At 39.2% G+C, this 17,532-nt stretch carries 19 protein-coding genes; 12 read left to right on the forward strand and 7 right to left on the reverse strand.

What is annotated here, in order from left to right:
- The first annotated feature begins 16 nt into the window (after window positions 1–16).
- The 6 genes from rpmJ (at window position 17) to rplQ (ending at window position 3,056) form a co-directional block, all read left to right on the forward strand.
- A complete protein-coding gene (rpmJ, locus tag F4V57_RS07160) occupies window positions 17–133 on the forward strand; it encodes a 50S ribosomal protein L36 (RefSeq protein ID WP_000867907.1) in 117 nt (38 codons plus the stop codon).
- A 106-nt stretch (window positions 134–239) separates the two neighbouring features.
- On the forward strand, window positions 240–596 hold the full coding sequence (gene rpsM / locus F4V57_RS07165) for a 30S ribosomal protein S13 (protein ID WP_070070479.1): 357 nt from the start codon (window positions 240–242) through the stop codon (window positions 594–596).
- 19 nt (window positions 597–615) lie between these two features.
- The gene (gene rpsK / locus F4V57_RS07170; RefSeq protein WP_004641037.1) at window positions 616–1,002 is read left to right on the forward strand and encodes a 30S ribosomal protein S11; all 387 of its coding nucleotides are present in this window, start codon (window positions 616–618) and stop codon (window positions 1,000–1,002) included.
- Between the two features lie 12 nt (window positions 1,003–1,014).
- Complete coding sequence (gene rpsD / locus F4V57_RS07175; RefSeq protein ID WP_070070478.1) at window positions 1,015–1,638, forward strand: 30S ribosomal protein S4; 624 nt, start codon at window positions 1,015–1,017, stop codon at window positions 1,636–1,638.
- 16 nt (window positions 1,639–1,654) lie between these two features.
- Window positions 1,655–2,662 (forward strand): DNA-directed RNA polymerase subunit alpha, encoded by a 1,008-nt coding sequence (locus F4V57_RS07180; protein WP_070070477.1) that lies wholly within the window; start codon window positions 1,655–1,657, stop codon window positions 2,660–2,662.
- 19 nt (window positions 2,663–2,681) lie between these two features.
- Entirely contained in the window at window positions 2,682–3,056 is a 375-nt protein-coding gene (gene rplQ / locus F4V57_RS07185) for a 50S ribosomal protein L17 (protein ID WP_070070476.1), read from the forward strand.
- 230 nt (window positions 3,057–3,286) lie between these two features.
- On the opposite strand, the gene F4V57_RS07190 is transcribed toward rplQ, so the two are convergent.
- Window positions 3,287–4,402 (reverse strand): AI-2E family transporter, encoded by a 1,116-nt coding sequence (locus F4V57_RS07190; RefSeq protein ID WP_070070475.1) that lies wholly within the window; start codon window positions 4,400–4,402, stop codon window positions 3,287–3,289.
- A gap of 49 nt (window positions 4,403–4,451) precedes the next feature.
- Complete coding sequence (locus F4V57_RS07195) at window positions 4,452–5,111, reverse strand: ParA family protein (protein WP_070070474.1); 660 nt, start codon at window positions 5,109–5,111, stop codon at window positions 4,452–4,454.
- A gap of 163 nt (window positions 5,112–5,274) precedes the next feature.
- Between F4V57_RS07195 and F4V57_RS07200 the strand changes: the two genes are divergently transcribed.
- From F4V57_RS07200 to F4V57_RS07210, 3 genes are all read left to right on the forward strand, one after another.
- Window positions 5,275–5,745, forward strand: a complete 471-nt coding sequence (locus F4V57_RS07200) for a Holliday junction resolvase-like protein (protein WP_070070473.1) — start codon at window positions 5,275–5,277, stop codon at window positions 5,743–5,745.
- Between the two features lie 155 nt (window positions 5,746–5,900).
- Window positions 5,901–6,434, forward strand: coding sequence for a hypothetical protein (locus F4V57_RS07205; RefSeq protein WP_406564530.1), 534 nt, complete (start codon window positions 5,901–5,903; stop codon window positions 6,432–6,434).
- A gap of 88 nt (window positions 6,435–6,522) precedes the next feature.
- Entirely contained in the window at window positions 6,523–6,933 is a 411-nt protein-coding gene (locus F4V57_RS07210; protein ID WP_070070471.1) for a protease inhibitor I42 family protein, read from the forward strand.
- A gap of 68 nt (window positions 6,934–7,001) precedes the next feature.
- Here F4V57_RS07210 and F4V57_RS07215 read toward each other — a convergent pair whose 3' ends face one another.
- Window positions 7,002–7,781 (reverse strand): class I SAM-dependent methyltransferase, encoded by a 780-nt coding sequence (locus F4V57_RS07215; protein WP_070070470.1) that lies wholly within the window; start codon window positions 7,779–7,781, stop codon window positions 7,002–7,004.
- Between the two features lie 250 nt (window positions 7,782–8,031).
- Between F4V57_RS07215 and F4V57_RS07220 the strand changes: the two genes are divergently transcribed.
- Window positions 8,032–9,552 (forward strand): hypothetical protein, encoded by a 1,521-nt coding sequence (locus F4V57_RS07220; RefSeq protein ID WP_070070557.1) that lies wholly within the window; start codon window positions 8,032–8,034, stop codon window positions 9,550–9,552.
- 55 nt (window positions 9,553–9,607) lie between these two features.
- On the opposite strand, the gene F4V57_RS07225 is transcribed toward F4V57_RS07220, so the two are convergent.
- From F4V57_RS07225 to F4V57_RS07235, 3 genes are all read right to left on the reverse strand, one after another.
- Window positions 9,608–11,104 (reverse strand): catalase, encoded by a 1,497-nt coding sequence (locus F4V57_RS07225; RefSeq protein WP_070070469.1) that lies wholly within the window; start codon window positions 11,102–11,104, stop codon window positions 9,608–9,610.
- 302 nt (window positions 11,105–11,406) lie between these two features.
- Window positions 11,407–13,704 carry a phosphoenolpyruvate--protein phosphotransferase gene (gene ptsP / locus F4V57_RS07230; protein WP_070070468.1) on the reverse strand — a complete coding sequence of 766 codons (2,298 nt, stop codon included), beginning with the start codon at window positions 13,702–13,704 and terminating at the stop codon, window positions 11,407–11,409.
- A gap of 25 nt (window positions 13,705–13,729) precedes the next feature.
- On the reverse strand, window positions 13,730–14,233 hold the full coding sequence (locus tag F4V57_RS07235) for an RNA pyrophosphohydrolase (protein ID WP_070070467.1): 504 nt from the start codon (window positions 14,231–14,233) through the stop codon (window positions 13,730–13,732).
- 183 nt (window positions 14,234–14,416) lie between these two features.
- Between F4V57_RS07235 and F4V57_RS07240 the strand changes: the two genes are divergently transcribed.
- Both F4V57_RS07240 and F4V57_RS07245 read left to right on the forward strand, forming a co-directional pair.
- Window positions 14,417–15,067, forward strand: coding sequence for an HAD family hydrolase (locus F4V57_RS07240; RefSeq protein WP_070070466.1), 651 nt, complete (start codon window positions 14,417–14,419; stop codon window positions 15,065–15,067).
- Window positions 15,068–15,134: 67 nt separating this feature from the next.
- Entirely contained in the window at window positions 15,135–15,866 is a 732-nt protein-coding gene (locus F4V57_RS07245; protein WP_070070465.1) for an acid phosphatase, read from the forward strand.
- Between the two features lie 324 nt (window positions 15,867–16,190).
- Here the strand turns inward: F4V57_RS07245 and F4V57_RS07250 are convergent, their stop codons facing one another.
- The gene (locus F4V57_RS07250; protein ID WP_070070464.1) at window positions 16,191–17,330 is read right to left on the reverse strand and encodes a 5-methyltetrahydropteroyltriglutamate--homocysteine S-methyltransferase; all 1,140 of its coding nucleotides are present in this window, start codon (window positions 17,328–17,330) and stop codon (window positions 16,191–16,193) included.
- Window positions 17,331–17,532 lie beyond the last annotated feature (202 nt).

The raw sequence follows: 17,532 nt of genomic DNA on the forward strand, positions 1-17,532 counted from the left end.
CACATAGAGGTTTATCATGAAAGTTCAAGCTTCAGTGAAAAAAATTTGTGGTAGCTGTAAAGTTATCCGTCGTAATGGGGTTATCCGCGTAATTTGCAGCGCTGAGCCTCGTCATAAGCAGCGTCAAGGTTAATTTAATTAAGACCTGTTGATTAATTAGGTAATTTGGGTTACTATCCGCCCCTCAAGATTTTTGTGGGGCGGCTCGTTATCTCGACTGCCTTGTTGGAGAAAATTGAATGGCTCGTATTGCCGGTGTAAACATCCCGGATAACAAGCACGCTGTTATCTCTCTTACGTATATTTTTGGTATTGGTCGTCACACTGCTAAGAACATCTTAGCTGCTGCTGGTATTGCTACTACTACAAAGATCCGTGAGCTTGATGATGCTCAGCTCGATGCGATTCGTACAGAAGTTGCCAAAGTTCCTACTGAAGGTGATCTTCGTCGCGAAATTTCCATGAACATTAAACGTTTAATGGATTTAGGTTGCTACCGCGGCCTTCGTCATCGTCGCAGCTTGCCTGTCCGTGGTCAACGTACCAAAACTAACGCTCGTACCCGTAAAGGTCCGCGCAAACCGATTAAAAAGTAAGATTTCTGGAAGCTAAAAGATGGCTAAAGATACTCGCACACGCAAGAAGGTCTCTCGTACCGTCTCTGAAGGTGTTGCACACATTCACGCGTCTTTTAATAACACCATTGTAACGATTACCGATCGTCAAGGTAATGCATTGGCTTGGGCCACCTCAGGTGGACAAGGCTTCCGTGGTTCACGTAAATCAACTCCGTTCGCTGCTCAGGTAGCTGCTGAAGTTGCTGGTAAAGCAGCTTTGGATTACGGTTTGAAAAATCTAGACGTCCTTGTAAAAGGTCCTGGTCCAGGTCGTGAGTCTGCGGTACGTGCATTAGGCGCAGTGGGTTATAAGATTAACAGCATTACCGATGTGACTCCAATTCCTCACAACGGTTGCCGTCCACCTAAAAAACGTCGCGTGTAAGGAGAAACATTCATGGCTCGTTATATTGGTCCAAAATGCAAACTCTCTCGCCGCGAAGGGACAGACCTGCAACTTAAATCTGGCGTTAAACCATTTGACGTCAAAACTAAAAAACATGCAAAAGCACCTGGCCAACATGGTCAGTCTCGTGCCAAGCAATCTGAGTATTCACTACAATTACGTGAAAAACAAAAAGTACGTCGTATGTACGGTGTGTTAGAACGTCAATTTAGTAACTACTATAAAGAAGCTGCTCGTGTAAAAGGGGCAACAGGTGAAAACTTGTTACAACTTTTAGAAAGCCGTCTTGATAACGTTGTGTATCGTATGGGCTTTGGTTCTACTCGTGCAGAAGCTCGTCAGCTTGTAAGTCATCGTTCTATTACACTTAATGGTCGCCGTGTAAACATTGCGTCTATTCAAGTTAAGGCCGGTGATGTGATTGCAGTACACGAAGGTGCTAAACAACAATTACGTATTAAAAACGCAATCGAGTTAGCAACTCAACGTGGTATTCCTGGCTGGGTTGAAGTTGACCACAGCAAAATGGAAGGTACGTTTAAATCTGCACCTGATCGTTCAGATCTACCAGCTGAAATCAATGAAAGCTTGATTGTAGAATTGTATTCTAAATAATCCTTGAGGTAGCAATATGACGCGTACTGCAAACGAGTTTCTAACTCCGCAAGCGATTAAGGTCGAAGCGGTAAGCGGGACCTCGGCAAAAGTAATTCTTGAGCCTTTGGAGCGTGGTTTTGGCCATACTCTTGGCAATGCTTTGCGTCGCATTCTATTATCTTCTTTACCAGGCGCTGCCGTAGTAGAAGCAGAGATAGAAGGTGTTGAGCATGAGTACAGTACTTTAGAAGGCTTGCAGCAGGACATCGTCGAGCTCTTGCTGAACCTAAAAGGATTGTCAATTAAACTGTTCGATCAAAACGAAGCATATTTAACATTAGATAAACAAGGTCCTGGTGAAGTTACAGCAGCTGACTTACGTTTACCACATAATGTTGAAATTGCGAATCCAGAGCATTTGATTGGTACTTTGAGTGCAAATGGTCATTTAAAAATGCGCCTAAAAGTAACTCAAGGTCGTGGTTATGAACCTTCTGATGCACGTTTCCCTGAAGGTGAAACACGCCCAGTAGGTCGCTTGCAGCTTGATGCAAGTTATAGTCCAATTAAACGTGTTTCTTACACTGTAGAATCTGCACGTGTAGAGCAACGTACTGACTTGGATAAACTTGTTATTGATCTTGAAACGAATGGTACTGTTGATCCTGAAGAGGCAATTCGTAAGGCGGCAACCATTTTGCAACAACAGATCGCGATTTTTGTTGACTTGCAAAAAGATCAAGTACCTGTAGCACAAGAACCACGTGAAGAAGTAGATCCAATTCTTCTTCGTCCAGTGGATGATCTGGAGCTTACTGTTCGTTCTGCGAACTGTTTAAAAGCAGAAAATATTTACTACATTGGTGATCTTGTTCAACGTACAGAAGTTGAGTTGTTAAAAACTCCTAACTTAGGTAAAAAATCGTTGACTGAGATTAAAGATGTGTTGGCTTCCAAGGGCTTACAGCTCGGCATGCGTTTAGAAAACTGGCCACCAGCTAGTTTACGCATGGACGATCGTTTTGCCTATCGTAGCCGTTAATTGAGTAGGACTATTCACCATGCGTCATCGTAATAGTGGTGTGAAATTAGGCCGTACTAGCAGCCATCGTAAGGCGTTGTTTCAAAACTTAACCAATGCTCTTGTAGAGCATGAGTTGATTAAGACGACTTTGCCTAAAGCGAAAGAACTTCGCCGTGTTGCTGAGCCTTTAATCACTTTAGCGAAAAACGATACTGTTGCTAACCGCCGTTTGGCATTTGCACGTACTCGTTCAGCAGCAACTGTTGGTAAATTATTTACCGTTCTTGGCCCTCGTTACAAAGAACGTAATGGCGGTTATCTACGTGTTCTTAAAGCAGGTTTCCGTGCTGGTGATGCAGCACCGATGGCTTATGTAGAGCTTGTAGATCGTGAAATCAAAACTGCTGAATAATATTCAGTTAGTTGTAAAAAAAGACCAGATAATCTGGTCTTTTTTTATTTTACAATTTTTTGATAAAAAGATTTGAATGTCTTGAAATAAATTTCACTTTTTGGATTACTTTACCTTCTTTTTTGCAGGAGAAGGTAAAGTGAAATTTATCATTTATTAAAAGTATAAAGGTAATATGAAAGCAATGAGTAAATATAAAATAGATTATTGACTTTGCTCATCATAAACTTTTAGTTTTTGCTCGATTCATTGATGCAATTTAGATTTAGTTCAGGCTGAATTTCAGATTGTTGTGTACGTTCTTGTAGCCATTCTCTCCAACATGCCAAAAGAACTGCGAGAATGACTGGACCAATAAACAGGCCAACAAGTCCAAAACTGCTAATTCCACCTAAGACACCAAACATAATCAATAAGAAAGGAATTCTGGTGGCGCCGGAAATCACCAATGGTCGGATCACATTATCTGCACTACTGACGATACATACGCCCCATATCATCACGCCAATTGCCTCAACAGTATAGCCTTGTGAAAATAACCATAATGCAACGCCTGTATAAGCTACTGGAGTACCAAATGGAATTAGGGCAAGAACAAAAGTGACGATGGTGAGTACCATGGGGTTATTTACCCCAGCGACAAAATAACTAAGACCAGCAAGAAGCGCCTGAGCAACAGCAGTTAATCCTACACCATATACCACAGCACGTGTTGTTTCTGAAATGGTATCAAGATAATGATGAATACGATCACCAATAACCATTTCCAGAGCATGTTTAACTTGCCCAAGAATAATGCTGCCATCACGGTAAAAAAAGAATAAGGATAAAACTGCAAACGCTAATTTTGCCAAATTTCGGCTAATTTCAGCCAATACAAATCGTCCATAACCAAGATGCCCTTGAATCCATGCACCAATGCTATGTGTAAAACTGCTTGGATTGTTATTAAATTCTCGCAAAATACGCTGTATTTCCTTGCCAATAATAGGAAGGTCATTTAAGAATGCAGGTAAAACTAATTTTCCTGAATAAATTTGTTTTTGTAATTCAAAATATAAATTACGGCCTTCATGTTGCAAAATAAAAATTCCGGCAACAAATGGAATACCAACAACAAGTACTAGAATTGTTGTCATTAATAATGCGCTGAGATTTTTTCTATTCCCACACCAGCGATGAATGTGCTGATACATTGGCCATGTGACGTAGGCAATGATGGTTGCCCAGACCACAGGAATGATGAAGTATTTTAGGATCTCAAAACTTAAAAGAATTAAGCAGAAAAAAAGCCCGAATAACAACAAGCGTTGTAATATCGTTGCATTCTGTTGCACGTGTTGCATCCAATTATGATGGTGAGGGAAAGATCATGTTAGCCTAAATTTGTGTAAACTAGAACCAATTCTGTTGTTCTTCTGAACGATTTTGGCCTAATATCTGCTGAATCAAAGGCTCCCATTGTTGTTGAATAAGTAAATGTTGTTTTTGGTTTTTATCAAAAACACTTAACCCATTCATAGCCAATTGTGCATAGGCGGAACGTTCACTGATCCAGCTTATGGGTTGTTGATTAATTTTGGCAAAAAATTGCTGAATAGCCTGTTGATTGGCAGCACCTGCTTTTACCCGATTGGCAAGTAAGTGAATATTAACTTTGCCTTTACGAATACGTTTGATGTCTTCAATATTTTTAAGGAAGCGGCGTGTGCTATCAATATCAAAAAAAGACGGCTGTAAAGGAACAATGATATCATCGCTTTCAGCAATTAAATGTTGTGCATGTTCACCAGATAATGCTCCAGGTGCATCAATAATAAGAAAGTCTGTTTTTTTAGGGGTATCACCAATGGCACTTTCTTCACGCCAGTCCAAAGGTGAGATAGAAGTTGCAATTTTAGGTCGTAATTTAAGCCATTGCAGACTGGATTTTTGATTGTCAGCATCAGCAAGTGCAACTTTAAAACCTTTGTTAGCCAGTGCAGATGCAAGTGTAATTGCTGTCATTGTTTTGCCACAACCGCCTTTTTGGTTGGCAATTAATATGGTTTTCATTTTACTCCCAAATCGAACAATATATCTGTCTTCCCAAGCATAGCACTAAACAGCATAAGCTAATATAATGTTGCCAAGATTTACACCTGATATTCCAAGATTAAATAGCATAAAAGGTGTAAGTGAATTCTGTTAGATCGATTTCATATTAGAGTAAGGCTATATGTCAGTTACAACAGCGATGATTGTGGGTATAGGTATTGGCTTTATATTTAGTTTTTTATGGTTTTATTTGACTAAAGTTCAACAGATGAAAGCAGAATTCTCCTATGAACTGAGTGAATTACAACGAGAACACGAACAACAATTGGCTCAAGCAAAAAAACGTAGTGTTAATACCAGTCGTGCTGTTTTAAAAGGCAAAATGGCTGAGCAATTTGCACCATTATTTCCGGAGTTTGAATATTTACCTAGTGATGCCAAATTTTTGGGTGATCCAATAGATTATGTGGTCTTTTCAGGTTATAGCGATTATCGTGAGGGTTTGTTGGATGAAGATGAACTTGAAGTGGTTTTTATTGACATTAAATCTGGTCAGGCACGATTAACCAAAGGACAACAAGCTATTGCCCATGCGATCAAACATGGAAGAGTACGTTTTGAAACTATTCATATTCAATTAGAGGAAAGGTGAGTAATATAGTTTTACAAATGTTGCAATTGACCTGAAAAATCTTTCTTAATTTAACATGTTATCCATATTAAAGATGAAATATGATTGAAAATAAAGGTTAAGGTCGGATTGATTTGAGAAATGCTGTGAAGAAAATTTATTACTGGTGTGGATTAATTTGTAGTTTGCTATTGTCGGGATCTGTATCAGCCAGTAACACAGAATATAATGTGGCTAAAGGTTTAGCACCAGCGTCAAATCAATCCATTCAAACACTTAAACCCTTTGAAGGACAATTTCGTATTTTAGGATACAAATTCTATCATGATGATGAACAGGCAAAATTTTCACCAGTAGATCTTGCGGTAAGTTCAGGTTTATTTGCCGATCCACAAATTGCTTCACAAATTTCCGTTCAACAATATGATCGTTACTTAAAATGGTCTATCCCTTATTTACCTGTACCTGCAAAGCAAGCCATTGAAATGGTATTCAATATACATTTTGTTCCGGCTTCACCTGAGATTGCCCAGCAAATTAAGCAGATCAAGCGCGGTGATTTGGTTCATTTGCAAGGTGAATTAATTGAAATTAATGATAAGAATTTGGTCTGGAAATCTTCTTTGAGTCGGGATGATGTGGGTGATGGAGCCTGTGAGGTCTTTCGAGTCAATGAAATACAATGGCTGGAAAAACAGCGAGAAATTTAAATCAATATAAGAAAACAGTACAGAAATAAACTGGCAGCCTTGCAGATTATTCGCTAACGTATTCTTACAAAATCATCGGAGTATAATAATGCAATCATTTAATATCTTGGGCGCTATATGTTTAACTTTATTACTTTCAGGATGTGCAACTACAGTGACAAAACCTTCGGCTGATGTGAAACAACAATTCAAACTTGGACAAAATTGCGTACAGCCAGTCAATCTAAAGGTAGGAGAAAAAATTAGTTTTAGTGCGGCCGAAAATCCAACTACAGGATATGGCTGGCAATTACAACAGCCACTCAATTATTTGACGGCAAATAGCCAATATGTTGCAGATCCAGTCGAAAAACAAATTGTTGGTAGTGGTGGTACCAGAACTTTTTACTTTACAGCAACCCAGTCAGGACAAGAAAATATTCAATTGGCTTATGTTAGATCTTGGGCAAAAGATCAACCCGCTCAAAGTTGGCAGTGCCAAGTCAATATTCAACCATAATTGGTATGTACGGCACTATTAAACTTTAAAAATATCCCTAGTTTTATCAAAACTGGGGATATTTGTTTTTAACATTTCTTCTCATAATGATAAGCATAAGTCACATAAGGAAAAGTAATTTCATCTTCAGCTGTTTTGTTGCAGTATTTCTGTATGATTTCTAATAACTGCTGGCGAATATATAGTTTTTCAGCATCAGATGCAGCGGAAATAAAACTAGTGGACAGAATACGGTTGACCACGACTTGTTCAACAGATCCCTGATGTTCAAGATGAAATTTTTTTAAGGATTTAAGCTGAAATAAAGATTTTTCCTGTTCAAAAATTTTTTGCCAATGTCCGTTATGAAAGCGTGGCGTGTCCTGTTCCAGAGGCGTAAGTAAATCTGCAATTGCTTGAACCCAATCCACAGCCGTATCACGTTGATTCCAGATTAAACCTAGGGCAGCTTGTGGTTTTAGAACATGATAAATTTCGTACAGGGATTCTGCATTGGCAAACCAATGAAAAGATTGAGCGCAGCAAATGGCATCAATACTATTGGAGGGGAGGGTTAAATTCTTACTGTCTGTTTGAATGGTATAGACATCAGGATGTGCGAGTTTGAGCTGTGCCAGCAGCTCATCAATAGGTTCTATGGCAAAGACCTGATCAGAAACTTGTTTTAAATAAGGTAAAAATTTGCCTGTACCCGCACCCAAGTCAATCACTTTACTTTTTTTACTGATATGTAATTGATGTGTGAGCCAGTCGATCAGATCCTCGGGATAAGCTGGTCTGGCTTGCTGGTAAAGCTCGGCGCCAAGGCTAAAGCCTTGTTGAGCGGCTGGATGAAGAACACTGGACATACGCTTATACTTTGGTAATCAAGTTTATTCTAGCTTAGGTTAAAGCTATATTTGTTCAAGCTAATCAATGTAAAGTTATCGCAGTATTTATGATAATTACTGTTGTGATGTTAACCTGAATAGATATGTAAATAGGCAGTCATGCATAAAAAATGTATGATCAACATATTGTGTGTAAACAAAACAATATTGCATACATTATTTGTTAAAATGAATAATCATAAGGATCAGAACATTAGTGCAGGAAGATATGTCAACATCCCAACATCATGAAGGTATTCAGTTTCCACCGGATCAGCATACCCAGCAAATTAGCACTTCTGCTGTAGGAAAAACCATTATACAAGCTGCTTTGCAAGCTGCTGCTGCACCCGAAGCTGTGCAATTATTACAGGAAAAAACTTGGCGAAAACAGTATCCAAAATACTTTAAAGCCTTAGTAAAGCACAGTATCTTATCAGGAAAGGATTGTGAAAAAATTGCCCAACAAGGCTTGGCTATGGCGGAAAAGAGCTTTGTGTTTTATCGAAATGGACAAAGCCAACCACTGAATATTGCCATGCAGCATATTGATTCACATTCTTTTTATACTACGATATTTAAAGGTCAAGGAGATAGTCAAGTCGCAGAATGGGGTATTCCTTATCATGGATCGCTTTTGCAAGGACAAGCATTAATCAGGCAAATTGATTTATGGCAACAGCAAGGCATTATTGACCCTAGTAGTGCACAGGCATTGAAGACTGTACAGCAACATCCCGAATGGTTTGATTTGTCTAATCGGACAATTGTGTTATTTGGTGCCGGATCAGAAGCAGGTCCATTAACTTGGTTATCAAAATGGAAGGCCAATATTATTGCAATTGATCTACCTAATGAAGCCATCTGGCAAAAAATTCAGCAGACAATTCGGCAAGGTAATGCAACTTTAATTGCACCAACTTGTCACAATACAAATGCAGATCAGATACTGGGTGCAGATTTATTGACACAGACACCAGAAATTGCAAATTGGCTGGCAAGTTTTGAGCAACAACTGGATTTGGCAGGCATTGCTTATCTGGATGGTGAAAAGCATGTTCGGGTATCGATGGCAATGATCTCTATCATGAAAAAAATCAGTGCATTAAAAGCAGATAGTAGTTTAATGTTTATGCTGACGCCTACAGATATTTATGCAGTACCTGAACAAGTCATCAAAGCCGTGGATTTACACAAACAGAAACGCCATGCTGTTGAAAAACTTTTATCTAGCTTGGCATTTAAACTATCATTCTCACACTTTTTCCAACCAAATGATGAACAGTTATACGATGCTGGTCGGCAACAGCGCTATGGTATTGCAGATTGTATGGTGGTTGAGCAGGGGCCAAATTATGCATTGGCAAAACGTTTGCAGCAGTGGTATGCCTTACAGGCTCGCTTACAGGGGCAAAAAGTTTCGATTAATATCGCACCTTCAACCACAACAAAGTCTGTGATCAAAAATCCTTTATTAAAAGCCGCATTTGAGGGTGCAAGTCTATTTGGGGTAGAGGCCTTTGAACCTGAAACCACCAACGCCATCATGGCTGCACTGTGGATTTATGATCTTAATAGTCCTGAAAGTCTTGCCAATCCTACAAAAAAATTATCACATCCCTTACAGTTGATTATGCAAAATGCCAATCATGGTGGTTTATGGTATGTGCCTTATTTAGCCAGAACAGCTTTACCTTTTGCTGCATTGTATGGTTGGACCAGCGCAAAATTTGCAAGGATAAAAAAATAACAAAGACAGCAATGATGCTGTCTTTGTTGAAATAATCAGCAAACTTGTGGATAAATTAATGGTTATCCACGGCTGGGAATGCCTTTGATGGATTTAAGCGAGAAAGTGCTTCACGAACACCTTTGGCATAATCCGGATGACATTTTTCACAATTTGCCACGTGACGTTCTTTAATAAAATCTAATGCATCCCCTAATGCACGGGCAGTATTTTCAAATAATGCCTGTCTTGCTGCATCATCCATTAATTCAAACAATGCACGAGGTTGGCTAAAATAATCGTCATCATCTTCACGGTAATCCCAGAAATCAGCATCACCTGTAATTTTTAATGGTGGTTCACGATATTCAGGTTGTTCCTGCCACTGTCCAAAGCTGTTTGGTTCGTAATGTGGTCGGCCACCATAATTGGCATCAACACGACCTTGACCATCCCGATGATTACTCATTACTGGACAACGTGCCTGATTTACTGGAATTTGATGGTGATTTACACCTAAACGGTAACGTTCGGCATCGGCATAGTTAAATAAACGAGCCTGTAACATCCGGTCAGGAGAAACACTAATTCCAGGAACCAAGTTACTTGGCGCAAATGCTGCCTGTTCTACATCAAGGAAATAGTTTTCAGGGTTTTTATTTAATTCAAAATAACCGACTTCAATTAACGGATAATCACCATGCGGCCAGATTTTAGTTAAATCAAAAGGATGATAAGGGACTTTTTCTGCATCTTGTTCAGGCATAATTTGTACATATAATGTCCATTTTGGAAAGTCACCTCGTTCAATGGCATCAAACAAATCCCGCTGGCTACTTTCACGATCACTGGCAATAATATCTTCTGCTTCAGCATCAGTTAAGTTTTTAATGCCTTGTTGGGTTCTAAAATGGAATTTTACCCAGAAGCGCTCATTGTCTGCATTGATAAAACTATAGGTGTGGCTGCCAAAGCCATGCATGTGACGATAGCCCGCAGGGATCCCACGATCTGACATCACAATTGTTACCTGATGAAAAGCCTCTGGTAATAATGTCCAGAAATCCCAGTTATATGTTGCACTACGCAAATTGGTTTTTGGATCACGTTTGACAGCTTTATTTAAATCAGGAAATTTACGTGCATCCCGCAAGAAGAATACGGGTGTGTTATTGCCTACCATATCCCAGTTACCTTCTTCGGTATAGAATTTTAAGGCAAAACCACGAATGTCACGTTCAGCATCTGCTGCACCACGTTCACCAGCAACTGTAGAAAAACGGGCAAACATTTCTGTTTGTTTACCAATTTCACTAAAAATTTTAGCGCGTGTATATTGTGTAATGTCATGTGTGACGGTAAATGTACCAAATGCACCTGAACCTTTGGCATGCATACGGCGTTCTGGAATAACTTCTCTGACAAAATTTGCAAGTTTTTCATTTAACCAGACATCTTGTGCAAGTAATGGTCCCCTTGCACCTGCGGTCATACTATTTTGATTATCAATGACAGGCGCACCGTTACTTGTGGTTAAACGGGTATGGCTGTAAGGACATTTTTTGTCGCTCATGGCATTCTCCTGAATATCTATATTAATTAGTGATTTAAACAATAATTGGCAAAAAGTTCCTGAATGATATTCAGGCTTGTTTTGTGTTCTATGTCATTAACCTGCTTTTGCATCCGGTTAGCCTCCACAATAAAGTAAATTGAATATTGCTATGTTGGAATTCAGTATAGGTTATGAATTTTAATTTTTAAAACAGATAAAAATATTAAAAGTAATTTGTTTTTCCGATGTGTTTTGCTTAAAAAAACCAGATAATGCGCAATGATCTGGTTTTCGAAGCTATATTTGATGAAGTGAAAAAATTATACGCTGACAACACGTGTGGATTTCACCATATCAGCCAAGCCATGCGTTCTGAAATAATGTTCCAACATACTTTTAATAATTAATGGATTATCGATAACCAATGCTTCATCCAGTAGTCGCTTTGCATCGCTCAGTGGTACATGACAAATGGCTTTACGTACCCGTAAGATATTGCTAGAACTCATGGAGAGAGTATTAAAGCCCATTGCCATAAGTAGAATTGCAGTGAGTGGATTTCCTGCCATTTCGCCACAAATGCTCACAGGCTTGTCAAATTTATGACATTCTTGAATCAACCGGGTTAATGCACGAATAATTGCAGGGTGAAAATGCGAGTATACACTGGCAACCCGAGGGTTATTACGATCAACAGCCAGTAAATATTGAATAAGATCATTGGAGCCAACAGAGAAAAAATCGACCAGCTCTGCAAACTCATTGATCTGATATAAAACACTTGGCACTTCAATCATGATGCCGATTTTAGGCTTATTGATTTTGACTTGTTCTTCTTCTTGTACTGCAGCAAGGTCACGGTCCAGCAGATAGAGAACTTCTTCCAGTTCACTTACACTGGTCACCATAGGCAACAAAATATGTAAATTGTTTAGACCAATACTGGCTTTGAGCATGGCACGAATTTGTGAGGAAAAAATTTCAGGATGATCCAGAGTAAAACGGATGCCTCGCCAACCTAAAGCAGAATTTTCTTCGTCAATTGAAAAATAAGGTAAATCTTTATCTGCACCAATATCCAGTGTTCGCATAACCACGGGTTTATTGGCAAAATGGCTAAGTTGCTGACGATAAATCAGGCGCTGTTCTTCTTCACCGGGGAAGCGTTCCCGTAGCATAAATGGAATTTCGGAGCGGTACAATCCCACACCTTTAGCGCCACGTTGCACCCCACGAACCACATCAATCATCAATCCGGTATTCACAAACAATGGTAGTGTATGGCCGTCAGGGGTAATGGCACTTTTGGTTTCATATTGCTTTAAATCTTTCGCAATTTGTTCTTCTTCTTTTTTAATTTCTTTATAGCGTGTTCTCAGACGGCGTGGTGGATGGAGAAAAACTCGCCCCTGATAGGCATCCACAATAATTTCTGCATCGTCCAGTGTATGAATGGGCAATTCTGTAACACCAACTACAGTTGGAATCCCTAGCGCACGCGCCACAATGACCATGTGAGAATTGGCTGCACCTTCTGTAGTGACGATGGCTGAAATATTATGAATAGGCATTTCGACCAGTGCGGCTGTACTGATTTCCTCACCAATTAAAATGGTATCCTCAGTAATTTCTTTATGGCTAGTATCGGCTGTTTGTAGATAAGCCAGTATCCGTCGTCCCAAATCTTTCAGGTCGGATACCCTTTCACGTAAATAGTCGTCTTCCATTTGGGCAAAGATATTGACGTGTTTTTCAATGACGCGACGGACAGCACCTTGCGCCCAGTGCCCATCACGAATCATTGTACTGATTTCTGCCGGTAGGGCAGTATCATCCAGCATTCGTAAAAATACACTGAATAGGGCACGTTCTTCCGACATCAGTGAGTCCTGCATTTTTGCATCGAGATTCTTGATGTCACCACGCACTGCAGCGACGGCATTATTTAGCAATACCAGTTCTTCGCTGATATCTTCTGCTTCACGATCCGGAATGGCAGAAAGATCTGCGGCCGGATAAAGAATCACTGCGCGACCTAGTGCAATGCCATCGGCACCGGCTACACCTTGATACAGTTGATAACTTGGTCCACTGGTACTTTTTCGAAAAATTTCAATATTACCCGCAGCATGAGCATGAGCAATTGCTCCGGATAATTGCGCACATAAAGTGACTAGAAATGATTCTGCTGCTTCACTAAAGTCGTGGCTTTCTTTATTTTGAATGACCAGTACACCCATCACCTTACGGCGATACATGACAGGTACACCGAGAAAAGAATTATAAATTTCTTCACCGGTTTCGGGTAAATAAATAAAACGTTCGTGTTTTGATGCATTTTCCAGATTGACAATTTCTTCTCGCTGACCAACCAGCCCGACTAATCCTTCGCTAATATCCAAAGACACGTTGCCGACAGATTCGGGACGTAAACCATGACTTGCCATCAAAATGTAACGATGATTGCGTTCGTCCAATAGATAGATAGAACACACTTCAACGTTCATGGCCTGTGCAACTTGATCGACCATAACATCCAGCGCTTCATGTAGGCTTGGGGAAGCGTCAACTTCCTGTACGATTCGCCGAAGTGTTTCAAGTTGCATGGTATTTGCCATTGCCTAGACCCTTATGACATGAGATTTAGCCTAAATTATGCTGATGGTTGTAAAGACAAACAGGCATGTGAATACATAATTCTGATAATGCGCGGCGGTATACATCTCTTTTGAAATTCACAACCTGACCCAATGGATACCAGTAACTAACCCATTGCCATTCATCAAATTCAGCAGGTTCGGTGGTATTTAAACAAATATTGTTTTGCGAACCCACCAGTCGCAGTAAAAACCACTTTTGTTTCTGACCAATACATACAGGATTGGAATCAGTTCTAATGTAGCGATATGGCAAACGATACCTTAGCCAACCTCGGGTTTGTGCAATAATGTCCACATGCTCTGGTAATAACCCGACTTCTTCATATAATTCTCGATATAAAGCTTGTTCTGGGGTTTCACCATACTGAATACCTCCTTGTGGAAATTGCCAGGCATTGTGTCCAATGCGTTTTGCCCATAGTACTTGTCCAGCGTCATTTGCCAAAATGATCCCGACATTGGGTCGGAAACCTTCAGAATCGATCATTTGGCACCTAAATTTTTATCTATGTTGTGGACTTTGCGAGTTGGGTAAGTTCATATATCATGCTTACCGAGTGATCACAAAGTCAAAGCAATTGAAATTGCTATGATCTTAACGAATTTCTGTGCTTAGCGGTAACAGAATTACATTTTTTTTACCAATTTTTTTAAGAATTTGAGGCTTGTTATGAAACTGGCGCTGTTTGATCTGGATCATACTTTATTAAATACTGATTCAGATCATTCCTGGGGAGAATTTTTGGTCAGTGAAGGACTGGTTGATCCGATATACCACCGCCAGATGAATGATAAATTTTATGAAGATTACAAAGCCGGACAGCTTGATCCCATTGCTTATAATGAATTTGTTTTTGATTTTTTAACTAAACATGATCGAAAATATTTAACGGATTTACATCTGTTATTTATGGAAAAAATAATTCGTGCGCAGATGCGTTCTAAAGGTTTTTCTACAATAAAAAAGCATCAGGATGCCGGACATGAAATCGTAGGAATTACGGCAACTTCGGATTTTATTACTACGCCTATTTTTCATGAATTTGGTATCGATCAAATTATTGCCACCAATGCTGAAGTGGTGGCTGGAGCTTATACTGGAAAAGTTGCCGGTGTACCTTGCTATCAAACTGGTAAGCTCACGCGTTTGCAGCAATGGTTGGCAGGGCGTGAAGTAACGGAATCATGGGCTTATTCAGATTCGATTAATGATCGTTTTTTACTGGAATATGCAACACATGCCATTGCAGTTAATCCTGATGATCGTTTACGTGCCTTGGCTCAGGAAAATGACTGGGATATTCAAGATTGGCAAGAATGATATAATGTAACAATGGTGTAAACACTCAGGATTATATTAGGGCTTTCGTTTACTGTGATCCAATACAATGAAGTATGTCATTTCTCTGATATTTGCCATTTTTCCAATCTCGACAGTGGTATTTGCTGAAAACTCGCCATCTTTTTTAACAGCTGATCAAACACCAGACAGTTTAGTGATTTTGCCACCGCCTCCTGCATTTAATAGTGTGGCATTTTTAAATGATACGGCCGCTTATCATGAGGCACGAAGTTTAATTGGTACGGAGCGCTGGAAACAGGCTGTGCATGATGCAGATTTATCAGATGAAAATTTAACCAAGCCTTTTTCTGCTGCATTTGGTATGGAAATTTCTGTAAAAAATACACCTGTGACCTATGATTTACTGAAAAAACTGCGGACGGATAGTGGTCACTACGCAACACAAACTGCAAAACAACATTATATGCGTTTGCGTCCTTTTGTGTTCTTCAATACACACAGTTGTACGCCTGAAAGTGAAGCAAGTTTAAGTCAAAATGGTTCATATCCATCAGGTCATACCACTATTGGTTGGTCCACAGCGTTGATTCTGGCAGAAATTCGTCCGGATCGACAAAATGAAATTCTAAAACGTGGATATGAATATGGTCAAAGTCGTGTTATTTGTGGGGTACACTGGCAAAGTGATGTTGATGCTGGACGAATTACCGGAGCTGCGGAAGTTGCTCGTCTACATGCAGATCCAAATTTTATCAAGCAATTAATGCAGGCCAAGCAGGAAATTCAGAAAAAAATTAAGCATCCTGTGGTTCACTGATTTGACGAGTGAAAGCTATTTTTATTTATGTATTCATCGTTGTTTTTAAAGATTGCTATTGCATAAAATTTCTCAGATTTTTTAGGGCGTGTTGAGAATTCAGTACATATTGAATTTAAGCTTTAAATAAACTCATTTACGGATTATTTTTGCATGAAAAATGGTTGGATTAGACTTATATTGCTTTAACCTGTTTACGAATATGCTCATATTGGTTTCACTGATTATCGTGTCTAAGCCTAATTTTTTTCATATCATTGCAAAGATCAAATCTCAACATGCTCTAGTTGATCTGAGGGTATTTACGTAAAAAATTTCAGTAATTTATTGTTCCCAGACTTCAGCAACAATTTCATTAATCAATTCTAATTTTTTCCACTGAGCATCGTAATCTACACGGTTACCTTCTTCGGTGGAGGAAAAGCCACATTGTGGGCTAAGTGCCAATTGTGTTAACGGCAGAAATTCCGCAGCTTCGTGAATACGTGCGATAATAGCTTGTTTATCTTCAAGTTGCTCAACTTTGGATGTAATCAACCCCAGAACAACTTCGGCATTTTTACCTTTAAGCTTGGCCAGAGGTGAAAAACCACCGGAACGCTGGTCATCGTATTCAAGGAAATAACGGTCTACATTTTCGATTTGTTGGAAAATATAATCTTCTACACTGTCATAACCCCCTTCGTAAATCCAGGCTGAGGCAAAGTTACCACGGCAAATATGCATACCTATGATTAAATCTTCAGGTTTATATTCAAGTGCAATATTTAATGTTTTAACACAAGCTTTGGCAATTTCTTCTGTAGAATCGCCAAATTTTTCAGCTTCATCATGACGTTGTTTCGACACCAAAAATGCCCAGTACACATCATCCAGTTGTAAGTAACGGCATCCTAGATCATAAAAATGGCGAATACTTTGCTGATATGCTTGACCAAGATCTTCTGCATATTGCTGTAGATCATTACCATATACATCGTTAATTCGGATTTTACGCTGCATAAACATGTTTGGGCTTGGAATGGTCATTTTTGCAGTGTGTGTTGCATCATCACCCAATGCATCTTTTAGAAACTTAAAATGTTCAAAGTGTGGATGATGTGGATTATAGGCAAGTTTGCCAGTGATACGTACCTGATGTGGTTTGGTTTCTACACCGTGGAATTTATACCCTTCCTGTTCGTCAAAACCTTCAGCACCCAACAAATTTTCCATAAAATCAAAATGCCACCATGCACGACGTAATTCACCGTCAGTAATGGCTTTGACGCCGTGTTGTTTTTGTTGTTCGATCAATTTTAAGATTTCTTCATTTTCAATCTGAGTTAAATCTTCATGAGAAATTTTGCCTTGAGCAAATTTCTGACGTGCTTGTTTTAAACGTTCTGGACGTAGAAAGCTGCCGACATGATCAGCTTTAAAACCGACATACTGTGCTTTTGCAGCGATATTAGTATTACTCATGACAAAAGGCCTATAAAATTTTAATCATGGCTATATTGAATAATATTTCTCACGATTTGTCGAATAACATGAAATTTATTAATATTTAAATTAAAAATTTTAATTATCAATAAATTAATTAGCATCCTGCAAATAAAAAAGTTCTCAAAATGAGTAGTGTTCAGCCTAGACTGAATAAATATCATGATAAAGAGTGTGAGTG

This window comes from Acinetobacter qingfengensis, assembly GCF_008693185.1.
Lineage (GTDB): Bacteria > Pseudomonadota > Gammaproteobacteria > Pseudomonadales > Moraxellaceae > Acinetobacter > Acinetobacter qingfengensis.